Source organism: Streptodolium elevatio (assembly GCF_040649515.1).
Lineage (GTDB): Bacteria > Actinomycetota > Actinomycetes > Streptomycetales > Streptomycetaceae > Yinghuangia > Yinghuangia elevatio.
On the sequence record NZ_JBEZFP010000001.1, the window covers coordinates 88370 to 106903 of the forward strand.

An 18534-nucleotide genomic window follows, 5' to 3' on the forward strand; every position below is an offset into this window, starting at 1 on the left:
ATGGCCGTTGACGCGCTCGACCCCGGGCCGAACGGCGACTACCCGCACTTCCCCCGTGACGCGTCCGGCCGCCCCGTATGGAGTGACGCCCCTGCCGGGCAGCCGGTCGTGAACGGCGGGGCGCCGATGCCGCGCGGCCGGCGAATGCAGCGGACCGAGAGCGGCGACGTGGTCGAGATCGACGTGACCCCGACCGGCCCCGATGCTGCGCCGATCGACCCGCCGGTCATCCCGCCCCGGAACGCTGGTGATTGAGCCCGGCAACCGGCATGTCAGCCCGTTCTGTTCGGTCTGCGGAGTCGGCGCGGACGTCTCGGCGTACTGGCCACTGACACGGCGCGAGCTGGTCGCCCGGAGCGTATCCCGACCCGATGCCCCGGGCTACCGGCGGTCGTTCTGCACACCGTGTTACACGGTCGCTGCCGAAGCCCGCAGCACCAGACGTACGTAGCAGCCCGCACCGGGCGAGCCTGACCCGCTCGCACCGTGGCGGCAGGGACTCAGTGTGTGGCGCGCACCCTGCCCGAGTACGCCGAGCTGGTCGCCCGGCCGAAACCGGCGGTAGAGGCGGTTCGAGTCCGTCAGTCCCGCGATCTATGACGTTGTCTCCGGTGGGTCGACTAGCCCTTGGTAGGTGAAGACCCGGAGCGGCTTCCCGTCAACGTCTTCGACGGCTCCCGACGCCACATAGCAACACACCCGGTTGTCTCTGGGGTCACCCGCGGATGGTCTCGGGATGGTCAATTCCGCGAAGTCGAGCTGAATCGGGTGGATGTACCCGTCCCGTGGTCCATCACGGAGGATCGCACCGACCTTCGGTCCCTCTCTGACGAAGTCGAAGACCCGCACTGACTCGCCGTCCATCTCCCGCACCTCGTTCGTGGGCGCGTAGTGACAGAACGTGTCACTGTCATCGTTCGCCCCGGGCTCTTTCGGATACGAGAACGCCATGTGCTGAGTCATGTTGAGGCGCATCCCGTCTTTGGGACCACCGCGGCAGAGCACATTGCCGCTGCTCATCGCGACACCTCCTTGCCCCCGTGATCTCAGTATCCGTCCGGTGGGCGGCATGTGCCGCTGGAAGCCCGCGAGAGGTGATGCCCCCTGCCGCGTAGACCCCGCCCCCCGGTGCCCGATCCCGGGCTGTCCCGAGACGACGACGGGCGGGCAGTGCGCGAAGCACCGCAAGGAAGCCGAGCAACGACGCGCACCGACGTCCGATGACCGGTACGCGTCCGCCCGGTGGAAGCGTCGCCGGCGGGCGTTCCTGTACGCGAACCCGTGGTGCGTGCTGTGCGCCCACCCGGCCACGGTCGCGGACCACTTCCCTTCGAGCCGACGGCAGTTGATCGCCGCTGGTGTGGCGGACCCCGACGCGCCCGAGCGGCTGCGGGCGTTGTGCTCGCCGTGCCACAACCGCGAGACCGCGAAGCGTCAGCCCGGCGGATGGGCAGCGGAACGCCGCTCGGCGCGCGAGTCCGGCCAGAGCTGACCAGCTTGACCAGGCGGTGACCCCCTCCCGCCCCAGAGATCAGGCGGCAGGGAGGGGAATTTTCCGCATGGCTCATTGCGCCGTTCTTGCGGACGTCACGTGCATGCCATGTCAGCGAGCTCAGCGCACCACCGCCCCGCCCGGAACCACGTCGTTCCGAGCGGGGCTTTTCGTCGTCTTTGGCTGGATCAGTCGAGAGAGGCCAGCGCCGTCGCGATCAGCGATCGTGCCGCAGCCCCGCGCATCGCGCTCCTGGACTGCCGTTCAAACGCCCGGGCGTACAGCTCAACCTGGCTCGGCTGGGTGAGAGTGGAAGCGGCATCCAAGGTGTCCGCGTGCACCCTGGCGTCATCGAAGATGGTGAAGGTCGGCATCGGCCACACGTTGCGCTGCGCTGAGAACGGGATGATGCCCACGGCGACGTTTTGAAGGTCCATCACTGCCAGCAGGTGGCCCAGTTGCGCGGCCATGGTCTCTACGCTGCACAGCCGGTAGCGCAACACCGACTCTTCTAGGACGAACGAGAATCGACGCGCGCCGTTGCTCAGCACTGTGTTACGCCTCATTCGGGCTGCCACGGCGTCGCGCACATCATCCGGGGTTCCCCGGAAGTTCGCGATAGTCGACAACAGTGCCGTGGCGTAGCCGGGCGTCTGGAGGAAACCGGGGATCACATCGGATACGTAGACTCTGAACACGCCAGTTTGCTGATAGACATCCCCCGCGGACTCTTGCAGACGGCGCAGGCCCGTGCGCTGGAGTTGCCTCCACTGGACATGAGCATCCGCGGATTGTCGGTTTGCTGCTATCAAGTCGGGGACCTGATCGTCAGCCCCACAGGCTCGGCACCACGCCTTGATGTCCGCGTCGGACGGCGGGGTTTTCGCGTTCTCGATCCGCGATGACTTCGACTCCGACCATCGGCATCGGATGGCCAGCTCTCTCCCGGTGATCCCTGCATCCTTCCGGATCTCGCGCAGACGTCCGGCAAGATCTTCGCGAGCCTTTTGGACGCGTGAAGACGGATGCAGGGGCATCGACCGAGCCCGTCAGATCTCGTACAAGCGGTGCGGAATTGCGCGCTCCCAGACCGATTCAAACGCAGCGGCACACAGCTTCACCGTTTCCGGATCTGCCGTGATCTCATCTTCGACCACTGCGCCATCACCCGAGAAGTGATGCACCCGAAGCAGCGCCCCATCAAACAGCCAAAAGTCATTGCCCGGGAGAGCAATACTCGTAGCCTGCCGACGCGGCAGCCATCGGACGTCCTCACCCGCCGTGATGTTGGCGTGAGTCACGTAGTGCTCCCAGCGGACATACTCCGACACGGGCTCGGAGACCACGCGCGCCCTGCGAATGACCACACCCCGAGCCACGGCGTCGGCGATCGTCTGGTCATACGGGTGCCACCACGATGCCCGGTTCTGCCAATCGATCCGATCGCCGCGCTTCCATGCTTCGAACCGATCCGTAGGGGCGTATGAGTCGCGCAACTCCAGATGGACAGCGCTGCGTTCACACCGGCCAAGCAACTCAGCGAAGCTGGGCACGCTCGACGGCATCACACGCCTCCCTGATCTTCGGGATCATCCGAGCCGGAAGCCTAATGATCGCCTCGTCATCAGGCACGGGACCATTCGCGGGGCTGGTCGCCTCGCACTCCGCCTGAGTCTCGGGGCTGGGCTTCCACCCTTGGAACAAGATCTCTTGAGCTTCCGTGTCTGCCCACACGGTGGGGCAGTGGTCCCGGTCAGTGTTGGGGTCGATTCCTACGAACTCTACGGCCATGGCCGGCACCCCCATCTAGGCGCTTGCTCAGACTTGCATGAGCCTTGCTGAACAGCACAGATGACGTCAACAGTGCTATCAGCCATCCCAATTGGCGTGCAAACACATGCAAGTTCGTAGAGCAGTGACTCGACCCCTCCCTACGGTCATTCCAATGACCAGGTCCCGATCCGGGAGGGGCGCATCGTGATCGACCCGGCATCCACACGACTTCCGATCGGGACGCGTGCGCGCCGAGTGCTGGTGATTCGCGCTGTCCGCGCTCCGCATCGGCGGCGAGATGCGTGCAGCTCGCATGCGCTTCGGGATGCGTCATGACTGCTCGTTTCGTAGCCGGCCCCGATGGCGTCTCCGACGAAGCCCCGCGCGCCCTGCCGCGCCCCGTGCAACCGGAGCCAGCCGCGACAGGCCCAATCCGCGTAGGTCAATGGGTTGTCCCTCTGCCCGGGAAGGGCCCTGACGTCCCGGCCGGGCTCGTTGACGAGATCTACGCCTATGCCGAGCTGCGCGGCGAGTCCGTGCTGAAGATCCGCGTAGGCGGCAACGGAGTTCCGTACGTCGCGTTCGCATCCGAGGTCCGCCGAGTCCCGGCGCCGAGCTAACCCACAATCCCCCGTCCGGGCGTTGGGGCAGTGCGAACGGACGGGGTTCCACTCGCAGCACTTCTAGTGAAAGGTGGCCCGATCCATGACCAATCTCATGGTGGACGCCCGACCAGCAGTGCACGTATCCGCCGCTCTCCGTGCGCGGCTGTCTGCACGCATCCAGTCCGAACGCCCGGAGATCGGCGCCGAACTCGCCGACCGCATTGTGTCCGGTACCGCAGTGTTCCTGGCGGTCAGCGCCGCCAACCCCGTGCAACGCATGACGCCGTCCGCGCTGATCGACGTTGGTTGGCACGCATGGGTGCTTCACACCCGCGACTACGCCGAGTTCTGCGCCACGCTCGGGCGTTTCGTTCACCACGTACCCACCGACGAAGCGCGCCCGGCGACAGAAGGTCGTGCGGAGGTCACCCGCACGGCAGACCTGATCAAGTCGGCCGGGTATCCGGTCGATGCGGAATTGTGGGCGGTCGCCGGCGCGGACTGCTCGCAATGTCACGCGGGGTGCAGCGACAGCCCGTGATCCTGCCTCGGCGCCCCGGCTGACACACCCTGCCGACCGGGGCGCCGAGCGCTTTCACCTATCGAAGGAGTGCGAAGCATGCCCCGCCGTGAGCCGTGGGAGGCCCTGCCGGAAGGCGTGCGCCGGGCCGTCGAGCGCCACACTGGACGCGTCCGATCCGCGACCGCCCCGGAGCACGGTCGATTGTCCGAGTTCTCCGCGCGGCTTGAGACCGAGCATGGCCCGGTGTTCTGCAAGGGCGTCCGAACCGATCGGCCGTATGCGTCAGGACACCGCAACGAAGTCGAGCTAGCAGGCTTCCTGCCCGCGGCAGTTGCCCCGCTGATGTTGTGGACGATCGAGCGGGACGGGTGGCTATTACTCGGCTCCGAACTAGCCGCAGGACAGCCGGCGAGCCTCGCCCCCGGATCGCCCGATCTCGCAGCCGTCCGCGGCCTGGTCGTCACCATGGCGCAGGAACTCACCCCCTGTCCGGCCGTCGCACGCGACCTAACCGAGCGGTGGGCGAACGCGCCGAGTTGGTCGGTCCTCTACGTCAACCCGCCCGGCGACCTTGACCCATGGGCGTACGAGAACATCGGCACGTTGGCCACGCTCGAACGTCGTCTTTCGCTGGCTGGCAACACGTTGGCGCACGTCGACTTGAACCCCGGGAACGTGTTGGTGAACGGTGCACACGCGCTCGCGGTCGATTGGGCGTGGGCATCCCGCGGTCCCGTGTGGCTCGATCCGGCGTACCTGGTGACAAGGCTCATCGCACACGGTCACACGCCCAAGGAGGCGGAAGCGTGGGCGAGCACCATCCCCGCGTTTGCCGGCGCGTCCGATGACGACCTGACGCGCTTCGCCGCGCGGCTGTCGGGCATGTGGGAGTTCGTGACACGTACGCCGAAGGCGGGTCCGATGGCGCGGCAGCTTGCCAGCGTGGCACTGAATTGGGCGCGCTACCGGATTGAGGGAGCTGGCTAGGCGCCGACGTCGGCGTCAGGCGGACTCGTTCGCGCCCGCTTTGTCTGTGCTGCTCGCACGATCAAGAACGTAACTGCCGCGCCCAACGACCGTTTCGACGTATCCGGCGTCGCGCAGCCAGCGCACCGCATTGCGCACGGTGTTCCGGGCGACCCCGTACGCCTCGCACAGCTCCTTTTCCGAGGGAATCGGAGCGCCGACGGCAAACACGCCCGCAGTGATGTCCGCGACCAGGTAAGCCGCGATCTGGCGATACGGCGGTGACGGTGAACGGTGGTCAATCTCGCGCGCCATGCCAGAACTCTAGACGTCGAGCCATCCCGCTTGTCCCTATACGTACCTATACAGGACTGAGCAGACATAGACAGACCTATACAGGTTGGCTTACCGTCGAAAACGAAAGGCCCCGGCGACCGCTGGAACGGCCCCGGGGTGTGGCCATCAGCTTTAGGGAGCTGACGACGTGAGCAATCGTATTGCCCGACTCTTCGTATGGATGCTCGACCTCATAGCCCCGCAGAAGTCGACGCGAAAGCATGCGCGACCCGGTGGGCAGACCCATCCGCAGCCGCCCCGCCCCTCAGGTGCCCCGCGTCCTCCGAAGCACCACGCGCCGACGCCCGCCGGACAACACGAACCCACCGTGCCCCCGGCGGACCTCACCCCACTGAACGGCTTTGCCGTCGCCATGGTGCGCCCCTATCTCGTCAGGGCGTGGGAGCGCCGCGAGCTGGCAGAGCAGCAGAAGCGACGCGACGAACTCGAACAGGCAGTGTCCTCGGGTCCGGTTGTCGACTACAGGGTGAGCGGTCGCGCAGCGGGGGTGTTCGCATGAGGCGCCCACCGCTCCGGACATGTCACCTCTGCCGCCGTCAGACCCGCGCTGTGCGCAGGGTTCGGGGCATCGACACCCGCGCCCTGTCCGGCGCCATCTGGGCGCTGTACGTGTGCCGTGATGGCTGCCCCGCCGGCGAGCCCGCCGAGGTCGAGCCCACGTCCCGCCAGACCATCGCCAGCTAACCCCGTCCACCCACGCTTAGTCACTCTTGTTCGTCGTGCTCGACGAGGCGTACGCCATCCGCATCGCGCGCGACTGGAACGTGCCGGCGAGCGGCTCCGGCTACGTCACGCGGTTCGAGGTCGACTCGGAGTTCCTGGGCAGGTACCCGGTCCGGCAGGTCGGCGGCCGGACGATCCTCGAGCTGTGGGTGCCCGCCGAGGAGTTGGCGGAGTTCAACACGCACATCGTCGGCGTCATCGAGGTGGTGCACGAGTTCCACGGCGGCGACGCCGGCAACGGGGAACGCCAGGCCGCGGGCCCCGGGACGGGCGCCGGGGTCAGCGCAGACTGACGAGCGCCTGCACCGGCCAGTGGTCGGACGGGTGCAGGCCGTCCTCGGTGAAGGTGTTGACGCCGGCCCGTGCGATGTCCCAGTGCCGGTCCGCGAGGATCCAGTCGATGCGGCGGCCCGGCACGGGGTCGGTGTAGCCGTTCCACGTGCGCACGTCCTCGCTCAGCCGCTCCTTGGCCGTCGTCCACGCGTCGCGGAAGAGGCCGTCGTCGGTGAGCACCCGGTAGGGCCGTGCCTCGGGGGCGGCGGCGTTGAAGTCGCCGGTCACGAGCACGGGCCGCCGGGCGCGGTGCAGTTTGCGCGTGGTGAGTCTGCGTACGAAGTGCGCGCTGCGCAGCCGGGCGAGCGCAGAGAAGTGGTCGAAGTGCGTGTTGACCACTGCGAACTCGCGGTCCGAGGTGCGGTCGCGGAAGGCCGCCCAGGTGAGCATGCGCGGATGCTGGACGTTGCCCCACGTCCGGGAACCGATCAGCTTCGGGACGGTGGAGAGCCAGAGGTGGTCGTACTCGATCACATCCAGGCGCGTGAAGTCGTAGAAGATCGCGGTGTACTCGGACTTGCTGCCGCCCGAACGGCCGAGACCGATCCAGTCGTACGTCGGCCGCAGCGTCTCCGCGAGATCCCTGATGTGGTGCCACTTGCCCTCTTGGGTGCCGAGCACCGTCGGCTGCTCGTCGCGCAGCAACTGCTCGACGACCGGCCGCCGGTCCGCCCACCGGTGCGGCGGCAGGTCCTCGGGGCCTCGGAGGTTGAGCGACATGATGTGCACGCTGCCCGGCACGGCGGGACCGATGAACGGCATGTCGGGAGTCCTCTCGGCGGTCGCCCACTGATCCTCACACCGATCGGCGCCGCACGCCTGCCGGACGCGCCGCGGTCGCATAGGGTCCGGGAATGCCGATCATCCGAGGAAAATACGAGCTCGACGACGCCCCCACCCGGATCGACAGGGACGCCGTATGGGCGTTTCTGTCCACCTCCGCCTATTGGGGCAAGTGGCGCGAACGCCCACATCTTGAACGCCAGTTGGACGTGTCGTGGCGCGTCGTGGGCGCGTACCGGACCGAGGACGGAGCCATGGTCGGGTTCGCGCGCGCGGTCTCCGACGGCGTGTCGTTCGCGTACCTCGCGGACGTCTACGTGCTGCCGGAGGCGCGCGGGCACGGGCTCGGACAGGAACTGGTGCGCGTGATGGTCGAGGAGGGCGACGGCCGCGACTTCCGCTGGATGCTGCACACCGACGACGCACACGGACTCTACGCGCGGTTCGGCTTCGCCCCGCCGGACCACATGTACCTGGAGCGGCCCGGAAGCCAGGCCGCCCGCGGCCGTTCCGTCAGCTGATCACCGGTGCGCGCACGTGCTCAGCGGAAGACGTCGGTGACGGCGTTGACCCCCGCGTTGACCACGGACTCCACAAGCTGCGACAGCGAGCCCGCCGCCGCGGTGCCGGACAGCATCACGCCGGCCACGAAGGCGAGGATGAGCCCGCCCATCTTGTAACCCTTGTGGGTGACCAGGTAGAAGAGGATGAAGATGATGATGATCGGTACGCCGATCGTCACCCCTTGACCCACCGGCGTGGTGTCCTCGGGTGCGGCGACGACGGCGGCGAGTGGCGTGAACATGGTTCCCCTCCGGTCCAGCGCTGTGGATCCCTGTGTGCGGTGACCTACCCCGGCAGATGGGGCGGCGTACTTGGTGGGACGGTGAAATCTGCGATCGCGATATCCCTTGGCTCACCCGGGAGTCCAGACCGCGCCGAGGACGCCCGCCAGGACCCAGGACCACCGCAGGACGCGGAACGTCGGCCACTTGGCGGTCGCCAGGGTGATCCAGAACCCGATCATCAGCCACAGGAAGAACGCCGCCCTGCCGCTCGCCTCGACGGCGCATTCCTGCACCAGTTGGCCACCGTAGTAGGCGACCGCGAAGCCCGGGATCAGCATGAAGTAATCGACAGCTGTATATCCGGCCGGATTCCAGCCGCCACCGCGCACGGCGGGGATGTCCGGCCTGGTGCCGCCGGCGTTCGGGCCGTCTTCCGCACCGTCCCCGCGGGCCGCGCCGCCCGGCAGGAACTGCCGGGGAAGCCGCCTGCGTTCGCCGGATTTCGCGCCCTGCTTGCCGTCGGTGCCGTCCTGGCGCGCGCCGTTCGACCCCTGGCCGGGCCGACGCGATGTGGTGCGCGCACCGCCGCCGCGCGACGGCGGGGTCCGGCGCTCCGGCGCCGGCCTGCCGCCTCCGGAACCGCCGGACCCTCCCGAACCACCGGTCTGCGGAGCGCCCTTGGGCTTCCAACCGGTACGCGGCGGGGTGGGGGCCGGCGGGGGTTTGGGACGGCCGCGGCCGAGTCGGCCCAGGCGCGTGGACCGGGGCTTCGGGGACCCGGACCCCGGGGAACTCATGACCCTCCGCCCTTCACACCGTGCGGGCAGGGCCGGCAGATCCGGCGGTGCCGTACGGCGGCGAGCACCCACGGCAGCGCGATGGCGATGCCGACCCACTCGCCCTTGGACGCGTTGCCGCGCAGGTGCAGGATCACGGCGGCCACACACGCGGCGCCGAGAATCAGGGCGGTGAGCAACTCCGAGTGGATGATGCTCTTCGCGGCCCAGTTGACCGTGCTCACACGGTTTTTGACGGTGCTCTCGCGGATCGTCTTCCGCCACGGCGAGTCGGCCATTCAGCCACCGCCTCCCGCCCGGTGTCGCGACGCGTCCCTCACCTGAGACATCTTCCGCCCCCGGGTGGTCGTCGCGGTAGGTAGTACGGCACTCGCTCCCATCCCCCCGTGGAATGGGACGCATATTGCACACAAACCGGTATGTTCCAGTTGACCTTGCTCAGTGTGGCCAGCCCGCCAGGCAGCGTCAAGGGGTGCACACACCGGCGCATTCCGTGACCTGCCTGTGCGCCGCAGCGCACCACCCGGACAGCCTAAGGCACCTGACGGGTCGTCAGATGCATGAGTCGACCAAACGACATGCGACACACCTTCTTCCGGACACGCGAACGGGGCCGCGGGCGAGTTGCCCGCGGCCCCGTTGCTTGCGGCTGCCGTGTCGGCGGCTCCCCCGGAGCCGGGCCCGACCAATCAGGTCAGACCCTCTCCGCCGGGATGTTTCCCATCCTGCCCGACCTGAAATCGTCGAACGCCTGGGCGAGTTCGGCGTGGGTGTTCATCACGAACGGGCCGTACCAGGCGATTTCCTCCCGGATCGGCAGGCCGCCGAGGATCACGACCTCCAGGTTGGGCGTATTGCCGTCCTGCTTCGCGTCGGCGCGCAGCTCGATGCTGTCGCCGTCCCCGAACACGGCCGTCTGGCCGCGCCGCAGCGGCCGCTGCTCGGCACCGGCGGTGCCGTTGCCCGCAAGGCTGTAGACGAGGGCGTTGTAGTCCGGCTGCCAGGGCAGTTCGAGCTTGGCGCCCGGGGTGACGGAGGCGTGGATGAGGGTGATGGGCGTGTGCGTGATGCCGGGGCCGTCGAAGCCCGCCACCGAACCCGCGATGAGGCGTACCAGCGCGCCGCCGTCCTCGGTCGTCAGCAGCTTCACCTGGCCGGCCCGGATGTCCTGATAACGCGGGTCGCTCATCTTCTTGCCGGACGGCAGGTTGACCCACAGCTGGATGCCGTGGAACAGGCCGCCGCTCACCACCAGTTCCTCCGGCGGAGCCTCGATGTGCAGCAGGCCCGAGCCGGCGGTCATCCACTGGGTGTCGCCGTCGGTGATCAGACCGCCGCCACCCGCGGAGTCCTGGTGCTGGAACGTTCCGTCGATCAGATAGGTCACGGTCTCGAAGCCCCGGTGCGGGTGCCACGGGGTGCCCTTCGGCTCGCCCGGCGCGTACTCCACCTCGCCCATCTGGTCCATCATGATGAACGGGTCGAGGCGCGCGTGGTCGACGCCCGCGAAGGCGCGGCGGACCGGGAAACCCTCCCCTTCGAGGCCGCTCGGCGCGCTCGCCACCTGGACGACCTTGCGCGGACGGCTGTCGGCGGCGGGCTTGCGCAGGCGCGGCAGGGTCAGCGGGTTCTCCACCGTCACGGCGGGCATGGCGACCTCCTCGGTCTCGGTCTCCGTCCGGGCCGGAACCGGCATCGGACGGCGCTGCGGCCCGGTCTGTCCGGGTCTGCCACGCACAACGTTAGTTGAAGACTCAACATTCCGCTAGTTGATCCTTCAACTTTCTGCCTCCGCGTCGCGGCACGCCGCAGGGCGCAGGGGGCAGGGGGCAGGGCGCACGACAGTCGCCGAAGTCCCGCCGTCGCCGTAGTCGGGGAAGAGTGCGCCCGGCGACGCCGGCGGACGCCCGGGAACATGCGCATTTCCCGCCGCTGTCGCGGGGTAGGGCGTGGCCGGCCGTCGCCTCGGGGGCGCGCGGCCCTTCGGCTCTCGCGGCTCTCGCCAGAGGTCAGACGGCGACGGCGTCGTCGACGGCGCGCTGGGCGGCGTAGCGGGCCAGCGTGGCGTCCACGGACTCGGGGGCGAGGATCCGGTCGAGGGCCATGAAGCCGCAGCCGGCGAGGCCGGCCTGTTCACCGAGCCGGCTCGCGACGATCTTGAGCTCGCGGGTCGCGACCGCGGTGGAGCGGCGGTAGACGACCTCGCGTACGCCCGCCAGCAGCGGGTCGCCCGCGTCGGCGAGGTCGCCGCCGAGCACGACCACCGCGGGATTGAGCACGTTGACGACGCTGGCCAGGACCTCGCCGAGCAGGCGGCCCGACTCGCGGACCAGGCGTACCGCCTCGGGGTGGCCGGCACCCGCGAGGGCGACGACGTCGCGCACCCCGGACACCGAGGCGCCGTGTGCGGCCAGGGTCTCGACGAGGTGCCGCCCGCTCGCCAGCACTTCGAGGCAGTCGACGTTGCCGCACCAGCAGCGCACGCCGTTGCCGCCGGCGACGGGGATGTGGCCGATCTCGCCTGCCGCGCCGAGCGCGCCGCGGTAGACCCGGCCGTCCGAGACGATGCCGGCGCCGATGCCGGTGGACACCTTGACGAAGACGAGGTCCCCCGCGTCGCCGCGGGTCCGGTACTCGCCGAGGGCCATGACGTTCACGTCGTTGTCCACGTACACGGGGACGGGCCAGCGGCGCTGCAGCGCCGGGGCGATGGCGACCCCGTCCCAGCCGGGCAGGCTCGGCGGACCGACCGCGCGGCCGGTGGCCAATTCGACGGTGCCGGGGACGGCGACGCCGATGGCCCGGACCGTGTCCGGGTCGTAGCCCTCTTCCTCCAGCAGGGCGTCGAACCACGCGGGCAGCCGCGACAAGACCGCCTCGGGGCCGCTGCCCGCGGCCATCGCGGTCTCGCGGACGGCCAGGACCGTGCCGGTCAGGTCGCACACCGCGAGCTGACCACGGCTGCTGCCCAGCGACGCGGCGAGCACGAGGCCGCCCGCGGCGTTGAGTTCGAGGCGCATCGGCGGCCGACCGCCGGTGGACACGCGGTCCGCCCGCTCGGCGAGCAGTCCCGCGGCCACCAGGTCGTCGACGCGCGCGGCGACGGCGGAACGGGACAGACCGGTCAGCCGGGCGACATCGGCCCGCGTCTCGGCCTCACCGTCCCGCACAAGCTGCAGGACTTCCCCCGCACTGCTGTGCGGCAGGGGGTTCGCGCGTCGGGCCATACAGACAGTGAACCAGGACCCTTTTACCCCGGTCAAAGACCGAAGTTCACCTCTTCTACGCCCGGGCGTCATTCTTTTGCTTGCCAAGCGGCAAAAGTACCCCTAGTTTGATCCTCGAAAGTTTCCTGAGGGGCAGCGAGATCGTGAACGAGCAGACGACCCACCCGACGGTGGCCGCGGTGACGGAGCGCATAGCCCGTCGCAGTGCCGCCGCGCGGTCGGCGTACCTGGAGAGGGTGGCCGCCGCCGCTTCCCGGCGCCCCGCCCGCACCCAGCTCGGCTGCGCCAACTTCGCGCACGGCTTCGCGGCGTGCTCCGCCGAGGAGAAGCTCACGCTGCGCGGCACCGGCCCGCAGGGTCCGGTACGCCCCAATGTGGCGATCGTCTCGGCGTACAACGACATGCTCTCCGCGCACCAGCCGCTGCGCGACTACCCCGAGCAGCTCAAGCTCGCGGTCGCCGCGGCCGGCGGCGTCGCGCAGTTCGCCGGCGGCGTGCCCGCGATGTGCGACGGCATCACGCAGGGCCGCGCGGGCATGGAGCTGTCCCTCTTCTCCCGCGACGTCGTGGCCATGGCGGCCGCGGTCGCGCTCGCCCACGACATGTTCGACGGCGCGCTGATGCTCGGCGTCTGCGACAAGATCGTGCCCGGCCTGCTGATCGGCGCCCTGTCCTTCGGGCACCTGCCGACCGTGTTCGTGCCGGCCGGTCCGATGTCGTCGGGCCTGCCCAACAAGGAGAAGGCGCGCGTACGCCAGCGCTTCGCCGAGGGCAAGGCCACCCGCGAGGAGCTGCTCGACGCCGAGGCCCAGGCGTACCACGGCATCGGCACCTGCACCTTCTACGGCACCGCGAACACCAACCAGCTCCTCATGGAGGTGCTGGGCCTGCACCTGCCGGGCGCCAGCTTCGTGCACCCCGACCAGCCGCTGCGGGCCGCGCTCACCGACGCCGCGGGCGCGCGCGTCACCGCGACCACCGCGCTCGGCGACCCCGAGACGCTGGTGCGCGACCACACCCCGATCGCCGAGATCGTCGACGAGAAGGCCCTCGTCAACGCCGTCGTCGCCCTTCTGGCGACCGGCGGTTCGACGAACCTGACGCTGCACCTGGTCGCGATCGCGGCGGCCGCGGGCATCCAGCTCACGTGGGACGACTTCGCCGAACTGTCGACCGTGGTGCCGCTGCTGGCCCGCATGTACCCGAACGGTCCGGCGGACATCAATCACTTCCACGCCGCGGGCGGCACCGCGTTCCTGATCGGCACGCTGCTCGACGGCGGCCTGCTGCACCCTGACGTCAAGACCGTCGCGGGTCCGGGCCTCGACCGCTACCGGCAGGAGCCGTTCCTCGAGGACGGCCGCCTCGCCTGGCGCGACGGCCCGGAGAAGAGCCTCGACACCGAGGTGCTGCGGGCGTACGACGACCCGTTCGCCCCCGACGGCGGCCTCCGCATGCTCGACGGCAACCTCGGCCGTGCGGTGTTGAAGGTCTCCGCGGTCGCCCCCGAGCACCACACCGTCACCGCCCCCGCGCGCGTGTTCGACGGACAGGCCGAGTTCACCGCGGCGTTCGAGGCCGGCGAACTCGACCGCGACCTGGTCGCGGTGCTCCGCTACCAGGGCCCGCGCGCCAACGGCATGCCCGAACTGCACAAGCTCATCCCGGCCCTGGGCGTCCTCCAGGACCGCGGCCACGCCGTCGCGCTGGTCACCGACGGACGGCTGTCCGGCGCGTCCGGCAAGATCCCGGCGGCGATCCACTGCACGCCCGAGGCCGCCGCGGGCGGTCCGCTGTCCCGGGTCCGCGACGGCGACGTCGTGACCGTGGACGCGGTCACCGGCGAACTGGCGCTGGCCGTCCCGGCGGACGAGTTCGCGGCACGCGAGGCGACCGGCGGCGCGCCTTCCGACGCCGAATGGGTGGGCACCGGACGCGAGCTGTTCGCCGCGCTGCGCGCCGGCGTCGGCGCCGCCGAACTGGGCGCCGGCACCCTCGGCAGCCCGCTCGACCACGTCGCTGCCGCGCCGGCCGCGCCGAGCGACGGAGGTGTGCGATGACGTACGCCGTACCCCGCCCCTCCGCCGAACGCCCCTGGCTCGTCGCCGACATCGGCGGCACCAACGCCCGCTTCGGCCTCATCACCCGCCCCGGCGGGCGCGCCGAGCGCATCCTCGTACTCCGCGCCGCCGAGCACCCCGACCTGGAGTCGGCCGTCGCGCAGTACCTCTCCGCCGTGGGCGTCACCGACCGCCCGAGCGCGATGTGCGCCGCCGTCGCGGGACCCGTGACCGGCGACCGCTTCCGCTTCACCAACGGCACCTGGTCGCTCTCCGTCGCCGAGACGCGCGCCCGCCTCGGCGTCGAGGAACTGCACCTCATCAACGACTTCGAGGCGCTCGCGCTGTCGCTGCCGCACCTGCGCGAGGACGACGTACTGGTGATCGGCGACCGCCGGCCCGACACCTCGCTGCCGATGGCGGTGCTCGGTCCCGGCACCGGTCTCGGCGTCGCGGGCCTGGTCCCGATCCCCGGCGGCGGCTGGGTGCCGCTGCCCGGCGAGGGCGGCCACATGCTGCTCCGCCCGGGACACGGCGAGGACGCCGAGGCGATCGACGTACTGCGCGGCGAGCGCGGCGGCCTGGGCATGGTGACCGCCGAACACGTGCTGTCCGGCCCCGGCCTCACCCGCCTGTACCGGTACGTCGCCCGCTCCCAGGGCGAGCCCGCCGAGGCGCTCTCCCCCGCCGACATCTCCAGCCGCGCCATCGCGGGCACCGACCACCTGTGCACCTCCACCGTCGAGGCCTTCTGCCGCCTGCTCGGCACCTTCGCGGGCGGCGTCGCACTCACCCTCGGCGCGCGCGGCGGCGTCTTCCTCGCGGGCGGCGTCCTGCCGCGCATCGCCGAACTGCTCGTCAAGAGCGAGTTCCGCGAGGGCTTCGAGACCAACCCGACGATGGCCGCGTACCTGCACCGCATCTCCACGGTGCTGGTGACCGCGCCCTACCCGGCACTCCTCGGCGCCCGCGCCTGGCTCGAGGCCCACAGCGACATCCGAGAGGCGGTGACCGTATGACCTCCCCTGCCTCCTCGGCTGCCACCGCCGCCACGACCGGCCCGCTCGACCTGGCACCCGTCGTACCCGTCGTCATCATCGACGACATCGAATCGGCCGTGCCCCTGGCGCGCGCCCTCGTCGCCGGCGGCCTGCCCGCCGTCGAGGTCACCCTGCGCACCCCCGCCGCGCTCGGCGCCATCGAGCGCATCGCCGCCGAGGTCGAGGGCGCCCGGGTGGGCGCCGGCACCGTCCTCACCCCCGACCAGGCCAAGGCCGCCGCCGACGCGGGCGCGACCTTCCTCGTCACCCCCGGCTGCACCGAGACCCTGTACGCCGCACTGCGCGACACCGGCCTCGACTTCCTCCCGGGCACCTCGACGGTCTCCGAAGTCCTGCGCCTGCGCGAACTGGGCGTACGCGACATGAAGTTCTTCCCGGCGGAAGCCTCGGGCGGCGCCCCGTACCTGAAGTCACTGGCCTCGCCGGTGCCCGACGTACGGTTCTGCCCGACCGGCGGGATCACCCCTGCGAGCGCCCCGTCCTACCTCGCACTGCCCAACGTGGCGTGCGTGGGCGGCTCGTGGATGCTCCCGTCCGACGCCGTCGCCGCCCGCGACTGGCACACAGTGGAAGCGCTGGCCCGGGAAGCCTCCCGCCTGCGCGACAAGACGGCGGGGAGCACCCCCGCCTGACAAAAATCGTCCCCTGGCGCGCTCTGCCCTGAGGTGCGCCAGGGGTACGGACCGCGGAACGAGTCGTATGAGGGTTCGACTCCCCCTGGTAGGCCGTATGAGGGTTCGGCCTACCGACACCGCGATCGGCCCGCTCTTCGGCGAGGAGAGCGGGCCTCTCCGTTTTTTGGGGTCTGTGGTTTGGGGCCCTGGGGGTTCAGGGGGTGGTGGCTCGGGTTTCGGTGGGGGTGCGGCCGTAGGCGGCTCGGTAGGCGCGGCTTAGGTCGCCGGGCTGGCGGAAGCCCCAGCGGGCGGCGATCTCGGCGATGGTGCGGTGCTTCCAGGCGGCGTCGGTGAGGTCCGCGTGGACGCGCTCCAGGCGGCGGCGCTTGATGGATGCGGCCACGGTCTCCGGCTCGGTGCGGAAGAGGTCGTGGAGGGTGCGCACGGAGATGTGGTGCCGGGCGGCGATGGTGGCGGGGGTCAGGCCCGGGTCGCCGAGGTGCAGGTCGATGAAGGCGTGGATGCGGACCCGCAGGGCGGTGGTGCGGGTCTCGGGTGACAGCGTGTCCGGCGCGTCGAGGTGCACGGCGAGGGCGGTGACGGCCAGGTCGGCGGCGATCGCGGCGAGCTTGGCCGACTCGGGGGCACTCGCCGTACGCGCCGCCTGGGGCAGCTGGGCCAGGTACCCGGCGAGCAGCGCGGAGGCGCCGGACCGGGTGCTCAGGGTCTTGCCCAGGAGGCGGTCGGCGCGGCCGTTGCGCAGCGGGAGTTCGGCGCGCGGCAGGCGTACCAGGGTCAGTTCGGTGGGGTGTCCGAGGTCGACGAACTCGCAGGTCAGCGGATGCGAGGTGGAGAAGAGGGCCATGCTGCCGGCACCCACGTCCGCGGTTCCGCGCTCCTGCTCGATGCGGATCGGGTCGTCGGCCGACAGCACCAGGTAGTAGTTCTCCGGGTCGTCGCGGCGGATCTGGAGCGGGGTGCGCACCGCCGTGAGCGGCGAGTTGGTGACGGCCACCACCTGGACCTCGGGCGATCCGACGGCTTCCAGCGAGCCGTGGAAGTGGGAGGCGTGCGGGCTCCGGATGTTCGTCGCCATCAGCTCGCGTTGGCAGACCTCGGCCCACCAGCTCCACCGCTCCGCCGCGGGGACGGAATCGGTGCTGACCAACCTGACCGGTCCGTCGGGAGGCGGCTCCGGGTCGGGGGTGGCGTCGAGGTTGGGCACCGCACGATGCTGGTCGGTTTTCGGACGCGCGGAAAGTAGCCATCCGGCCAAGTTCGGAGCGTCCGCCGGTGCCACGGGGGCGCAACCGGCGCAACCGGCGTGAACGGCGCGGTGCGCAAGGCGGGTACGCAAGCTCGGCGCGTGTGCGGCGGAGACCTTCGGCGGTGCCCTCCGCCGCACACCTATACCGCAGGCGGGCGCTCGAAGCACCGCCGCGGTCATCGAGGCTGCCGGGCAGCCCACTCCGTGGTCACCATCCTCGCGAAGCGGGATCGAACCAGTACGCCAAGGTGGCCATGAGAATTGCCGTCCTCGACCAGGCCCCGACACCGCGGTCCTTGGCGTGATGCTCACTCTGCCTGGACGCACGCGCCGGGTCATGCGCACAGAGCGCGGGGATCATGTGCAACAAGCGCGGAGCGGGCGTACGCCCCGGCGCGCGGGCCCGAAGCCGCGGGCGCTCAGGAGCCTTCCGGCGGGGCGAGGGGGACGAGGGCGCCGGTGAGAATCGCCGTGAGGTGGGCCTCATACTCGGCGCGGGTGAGCTCGCCGGTACGGACGATGGCGTCGGGGCGCGGCGAGACGTCACCGCGGGCGGCGCGCTGGGCGCACAGCAGGCCGACCATCTGGACGGCCAGGAAGGCGCGTTCGCGGTAGGCGTCGGGCGTCGGCGGGTGCAGCGCGGCGATGGCGGCGTCGACGACGGCGAGGACGTCGTCGCCGCCGAGGTAGGGGGCCACCGCGGAGGTGGGGTCGGCGATGAGGCGTACCGAGATCTGCAGGTAGGCGCGATCCGCCGGGGACCCGTACAGCAGTTCGGTGATGGGCAGCACCAGGGCCCGGGCGTAGCCGACCGGGTCGCCGGGAGTCCGGCCGGCCTCGGCGAGCAGGTCGGCGCGGCGGGCGGCGATGACCGGGACGTGCCGGTCGAGGATGGCGCGCAGCAGGCCGTCGCGTCCGCCGAAGTGGTAGTGCACGGCACCGGTGTTGCGCTGCCCCGCGGCCTTGGTGATCTCGCCGAGCGGTACGTCGAGCCCCTTCTCGACGAAGAGGAGCTCGGCGGCGTCGACGAGCGATCGGCGCGTCGGCCCGGAATCGCGTGGCATGTCCGGAGGATAGCGACGCCGTGCCGAGCGATCGTCACCGTGATGCGCCCCCGCCCGGCGGACGCGCCTCGACCTCGTGGATGTGCGCCTCGACCTCGATG

At 70.5% G+C, this 18534-nt stretch carries 23 protein-coding genes and 1 pseudogene; 11 read left to right on the forward strand and 13 right to left on the reverse strand.

The window, feature by feature from the left end; genetic code table 11:
* On the forward strand, nucleotides 1–255 hold the full coding sequence (locus tag AB0C36_RS00395; RefSeq protein WP_358346972.1) for a hypothetical protein: 255 nt from the start codon (nucleotides 1–3) through the stop codon (nucleotides 253–255).
* Nucleotides 256–594: 339 nt separating this feature from the next.
* On the opposite strand, the gene AB0C36_RS00400 is transcribed toward AB0C36_RS00395, so the two are convergent.
* Complete coding sequence (locus AB0C36_RS00400) at nucleotides 595–1020, reverse strand: hypothetical protein (RefSeq protein WP_358346974.1); 426 nt, start codon at nucleotides 1018–1020, stop codon at nucleotides 595–597.
* A gap of 268 nt (nucleotides 1021–1288) precedes the next feature.
* Here AB0C36_RS00400 and AB0C36_RS00405 point away from each other — a divergent pair, with 268 nt between their 5' ends.
* On the forward strand, nucleotides 1289–1492 hold the full coding sequence (locus AB0C36_RS00405) for a hypothetical protein (protein WP_358346977.1): 204 nt from the start codon (nucleotides 1289–1291) through the stop codon (nucleotides 1490–1492).
* A gap of 188 nt (nucleotides 1493–1680) precedes the next feature.
* Here the strand turns inward: AB0C36_RS00405 and AB0C36_RS00410 are convergent, their stop codons facing one another.
* The 3 genes from AB0C36_RS00410 to AB0C36_RS00420 are packed head-to-tail and all read right to left on the reverse strand — an operon-like array spanning nucleotide 1681 to nucleotide 3283.
* Nucleotides 1681–2529 (reverse strand): helix-turn-helix domain-containing protein, encoded by an 849-nt coding sequence (locus AB0C36_RS00410; RefSeq protein WP_358346979.1) that lies wholly within the window; start codon nucleotides 2527–2529, stop codon nucleotides 1681–1683.
* A 12-nt stretch (nucleotides 2530–2541) separates the two neighbouring features.
* Entirely contained in the window at nucleotides 2542–3057 is a 516-nt protein-coding gene (locus AB0C36_RS00415) for a DUF6879 family protein (protein ID WP_358346982.1), read from the reverse strand.
* Entirely contained in the window at nucleotides 3029–3283 is a 255-nt protein-coding gene (locus AB0C36_RS00420) for a hypothetical protein (protein WP_358346984.1), read from the reverse strand. Before AB0C36_RS00420 ends, AB0C36_RS00415 begins: the two co-directional genes overlap by 29 nt.
* 687 nt (nucleotides 3284–3970) lie before the next feature.
* On the opposite strand from AB0C36_RS00420, the gene AB0C36_RS00425 reads away from it, so the two are divergent.
* Both AB0C36_RS00425 and AB0C36_RS00430 read left to right on the forward strand, forming a co-directional pair.
* Nucleotides 3971–4411, forward strand: coding sequence for a glycine-rich domain-containing protein (locus tag AB0C36_RS00425; protein ID WP_358346987.1), 441 nt, complete (start codon nucleotides 3971–3973; stop codon nucleotides 4409–4411).
* Nucleotides 4412–4489: 78 nt separating this feature from the next.
* Nucleotides 4490–5380, forward strand: a complete 891-nt coding sequence (locus AB0C36_RS00430; RefSeq protein WP_358346989.1) for a phosphotransferase family protein — start codon at nucleotides 4490–4492, stop codon at nucleotides 5378–5380.
* 15 nt (nucleotides 5381–5395) lie between these two features.
* On the opposite strand, the gene AB0C36_RS00435 is transcribed toward AB0C36_RS00430, so the two are convergent.
* A complete protein-coding gene (locus AB0C36_RS00435; protein ID WP_358346992.1) occupies nucleotides 5396–5674 on the reverse strand; it encodes a GntR family transcriptional regulator in 279 nt (92 codons plus the stop codon).
* A gap of 169 nt (nucleotides 5675–5843) precedes the next feature.
* On the opposite strand from AB0C36_RS00435, the gene AB0C36_RS00440 reads away from it, so the two are divergent.
* From AB0C36_RS00440 to AB0C36_RS00450, 3 genes and pseudogenes are all read left to right on the forward strand, one after another.
* On the forward strand, nucleotides 5844–6215 hold the full coding sequence (locus AB0C36_RS00440; RefSeq protein ID WP_358346995.1) for a hypothetical protein: 372 nt from the start codon (nucleotides 5844–5846) through the stop codon (nucleotides 6213–6215).
* Between the two features lie 50 nt (nucleotides 6216–6265).
* A complete protein-coding gene (locus tag AB0C36_RS00445; RefSeq protein ID WP_358346998.1) occupies nucleotides 6266–6400 on the forward strand; it encodes a hypothetical protein in 135 nt (44 codons plus the stop codon).
* A 35-nt stretch (nucleotides 6401–6435) separates the two neighbouring features.
* A pseudogene (locus tag AB0C36_RS00450) lies at nucleotides 6436–6657 on the forward strand (hypothetical protein); the annotation flags it as partial.
* A 61-nt stretch (nucleotides 6658–6718) separates the two neighbouring features.
* Here AB0C36_RS00450 and AB0C36_RS00455 read toward each other — a convergent pair.
* The gene (locus AB0C36_RS00455; RefSeq protein ID WP_358347001.1) at nucleotides 6719–7534 is read right to left on the reverse strand and encodes an endonuclease/exonuclease/phosphatase family protein; all 816 of its coding nucleotides are present in this window, start codon (nucleotides 7532–7534) and stop codon (nucleotides 6719–6721) included.
* Nucleotides 7535–7626: 92 nt separating this feature from the next.
* On the opposite strand from AB0C36_RS00455, the gene AB0C36_RS00460 reads away from it, so the two are divergent.
* Nucleotides 7627–8076 carry a GNAT family N-acetyltransferase gene (locus AB0C36_RS00460; RefSeq protein WP_358347003.1) on the forward strand — a complete coding sequence of 150 codons (450 nt, stop codon included), beginning with the start codon at nucleotides 7627–7629 and terminating at the stop codon, nucleotides 8074–8076.
* 20 nt (nucleotides 8077–8096) lie between these two features.
* Here the strand turns inward: AB0C36_RS00460 and AB0C36_RS00465 are convergent, their stop codons facing one another.
* The 5 genes from AB0C36_RS00465 to AB0C36_RS00485 all read right to left on the reverse strand — a co-directional run bounded on the left by AB0C36_RS00465 (nucleotide 8097) and on the right by AB0C36_RS00485 (nucleotide 12367).
* On the reverse strand, nucleotides 8097–8360 hold the full coding sequence (locus AB0C36_RS00465) for a hypothetical protein (RefSeq protein ID WP_358347006.1): 264 nt from the start codon (nucleotides 8358–8360) through the stop codon (nucleotides 8097–8099).
* A gap of 111 nt (nucleotides 8361–8471) precedes the next feature.
* Nucleotides 8472–9140, reverse strand: coding sequence for a hypothetical protein (locus tag AB0C36_RS00470; RefSeq protein ID WP_358347009.1), 669 nt, complete (start codon nucleotides 9138–9140; stop codon nucleotides 8472–8474).
* Nucleotides 9137–9418 carry a hypothetical protein gene (locus tag AB0C36_RS00475; RefSeq protein ID WP_358347012.1) on the reverse strand — a complete coding sequence of 94 codons (282 nt, stop codon included), beginning with the start codon at nucleotides 9416–9418 and terminating at the stop codon, nucleotides 9137–9139. The genes AB0C36_RS00470 and AB0C36_RS00475 overlap by 4 nt, the downstream gene beginning before the upstream one ends.
* 416 nt (nucleotides 9419–9834) lie before the next feature.
* The gene (locus AB0C36_RS00480) at nucleotides 9835–10791 is read right to left on the reverse strand and encodes a pirin family protein (RefSeq protein ID WP_358347014.1); all 957 of its coding nucleotides are present in this window, start codon (nucleotides 10789–10791) and stop codon (nucleotides 9835–9837) included.
* Between the two features lie 358 nt (nucleotides 10792–11149).
* A complete protein-coding gene (locus AB0C36_RS00485) occupies nucleotides 11150–12367 on the reverse strand; it encodes an ROK family transcriptional regulator (protein WP_358347016.1) in 1218 nt (405 codons plus the stop codon).
* Between the two features lie 143 nt (nucleotides 12368–12510).
* On the opposite strand from AB0C36_RS00485, the gene edd reads away from it, so the two are divergent.
* The 3 genes from edd to eda are packed head-to-tail and all read left to right on the forward strand — an operon-like array spanning nucleotide 12511 to nucleotide 16120.
* Nucleotides 12511–14427 carry a phosphogluconate dehydratase gene (gene edd, locus AB0C36_RS00490; RefSeq protein ID WP_358347019.1) on the forward strand — a complete coding sequence of 639 codons (1917 nt, stop codon included), beginning with the start codon at nucleotides 12511–12513 and terminating at the stop codon, nucleotides 14425–14427.
* A complete protein-coding gene (gene glk / locus AB0C36_RS00495) occupies nucleotides 14424–15446 on the forward strand; it encodes a glucokinase (RefSeq protein ID WP_358347022.1) in 1023 nt (340 codons plus the stop codon). Before edd ends, glk begins: the two co-directional genes overlap by 4 nt.
* A complete protein-coding gene (eda, locus tag AB0C36_RS00500; RefSeq protein ID WP_358347024.1) occupies nucleotides 15443–16120 on the forward strand; it encodes a bifunctional 4-hydroxy-2-oxoglutarate aldolase/2-dehydro-3-deoxy-phosphogluconate aldolase in 678 nt (225 codons plus the stop codon). The genes glk and eda overlap by 4 nt, the downstream gene beginning before the upstream one ends.
* Before the next feature lie 196 nt (nucleotides 16121–16316).
* On the opposite strand, the gene AB0C36_RS00505 is transcribed toward eda, so the two are convergent.
* Entirely contained in the window at nucleotides 16317–17327 is a 1011-nt protein-coding gene (locus AB0C36_RS00505) for an AraC-like ligand-binding domain-containing protein (RefSeq protein WP_358347025.1), read from the reverse strand.
* Between the two features lie 461 nt (nucleotides 17328–17788).
* Complete coding sequence (locus AB0C36_RS00510; protein ID WP_358347028.1) at nucleotides 17789–18433, reverse strand: TetR/AcrR family transcriptional regulator; 645 nt, start codon at nucleotides 18431–18433, stop codon at nucleotides 17789–17791.
* Nucleotides 18434–18534: the final 101 nt, after the last annotated feature.

Excerpts from the sequence above, each read along its gene's own strand:
- AB0C36_RS00395 (WP_358346972.1), top strand. The coding sequence starts at position 1 with ATGGCCGTTGACGCGCTCGACCCCGGGCCGAACGGCGACTACCCGCAC.
- AB0C36_RS00400 (WP_358346974.1), bottom strand. The coding sequence starts at position 1,020 with ATGAGCAGCGGCAATGTGCTCTGCCGCGGTGGTCCCAAAGACGGGATG.
- AB0C36_RS00410 (WP_358346979.1), bottom strand. The coding sequence starts at position 2,529 with ATGCCCCTGCATCCGTCTTCACGCGTCCAAAAGGCTCGCGAAGATCTT.
- AB0C36_RS00415 (WP_358346982.1), bottom strand. The coding sequence starts at position 3,057 with ATGCCGTCGAGCGTGCCCAGCTTCGCTGAGTTGCTTGGCCGGTGTGAA.
- AB0C36_RS00420 (WP_358346984.1), bottom strand. The coding sequence starts at position 3,283 with ATGGCCGTAGAGTTCGTAGGAATCGACCCCAACACTGACCGGGACCAC.
- AB0C36_RS00425 (WP_358346987.1), top strand. The coding sequence starts at position 3,971 with ATGACCAATCTCATGGTGGACGCCCGACCAGCAGTGCACGTATCCGCC.
- AB0C36_RS00430 (WP_358346989.1), top strand. The coding sequence starts at position 4,490 with ATGCCCCGCCGTGAGCCGTGGGAGGCCCTGCCGGAAGGCGTGCGCCGG.
- AB0C36_RS00435 (WP_358346992.1), bottom strand. The coding sequence starts at position 5,674 with ATGGCGCGCGAGATTGACCACCGTTCACCGTCACCGCCGTATCGCCAG.
- AB0C36_RS00455 (WP_358347001.1), bottom strand. The coding sequence starts at position 7,534 with ATGCCGTTCATCGGTCCCGCCGTGCCGGGCAGCGTGCACATCATGTCG.
- AB0C36_RS00460 (WP_358347003.1), top strand. The coding sequence starts at position 7,627 with ATGCCGATCATCCGAGGAAAATACGAGCTCGACGACGCCCCCACCCGG.
- AB0C36_RS00465 (WP_358347006.1), bottom strand. The coding sequence starts at position 8,360 with ATGTTCACGCCACTCGCCGCCGTCGTCGCCGCACCCGAGGACACCACG.
- AB0C36_RS00470 (WP_358347009.1), bottom strand. The coding sequence starts at position 9,140 with ATGAGTTCCCCGGGGTCCGGGTCCCCGAAGCCCCGGTCCACGCGCCTG.
- AB0C36_RS00475 (WP_358347012.1), bottom strand. The coding sequence starts at position 9,418 with ATGGCCGACTCGCCGTGGCGGAAGACGATCCGCGAGAGCACCGTCAAA.
- AB0C36_RS00480 (WP_358347014.1), bottom strand. The coding sequence starts at position 10,791 with ATGCCCGCCGTGACGGTGGAGAACCCGCTGACCCTGCCGCGCCTGCGC.
- AB0C36_RS00485 (WP_358347016.1), bottom strand. The coding sequence starts at position 12,367 with ATGGCCCGACGCGCGAACCCCCTGCCGCACAGCAGTGCGGGGGAAGTC.
- glk (WP_358347022.1), top strand. The coding sequence starts at position 14,424 with ATGACGTACGCCGTACCCCGCCCCTCCGCCGAACGCCCCTGGCTCGTC.
- eda (WP_358347024.1), top strand. The coding sequence starts at position 15,443 with ATGACCTCCCCTGCCTCCTCGGCTGCCACCGCCGCCACGACCGGCCCG.
- AB0C36_RS00510 (WP_358347028.1), bottom strand. The coding sequence starts at position 18,433 with ATGCCACGCGATTCCGGGCCGACGCGCCGATCGCTCGTCGACGCCGCC.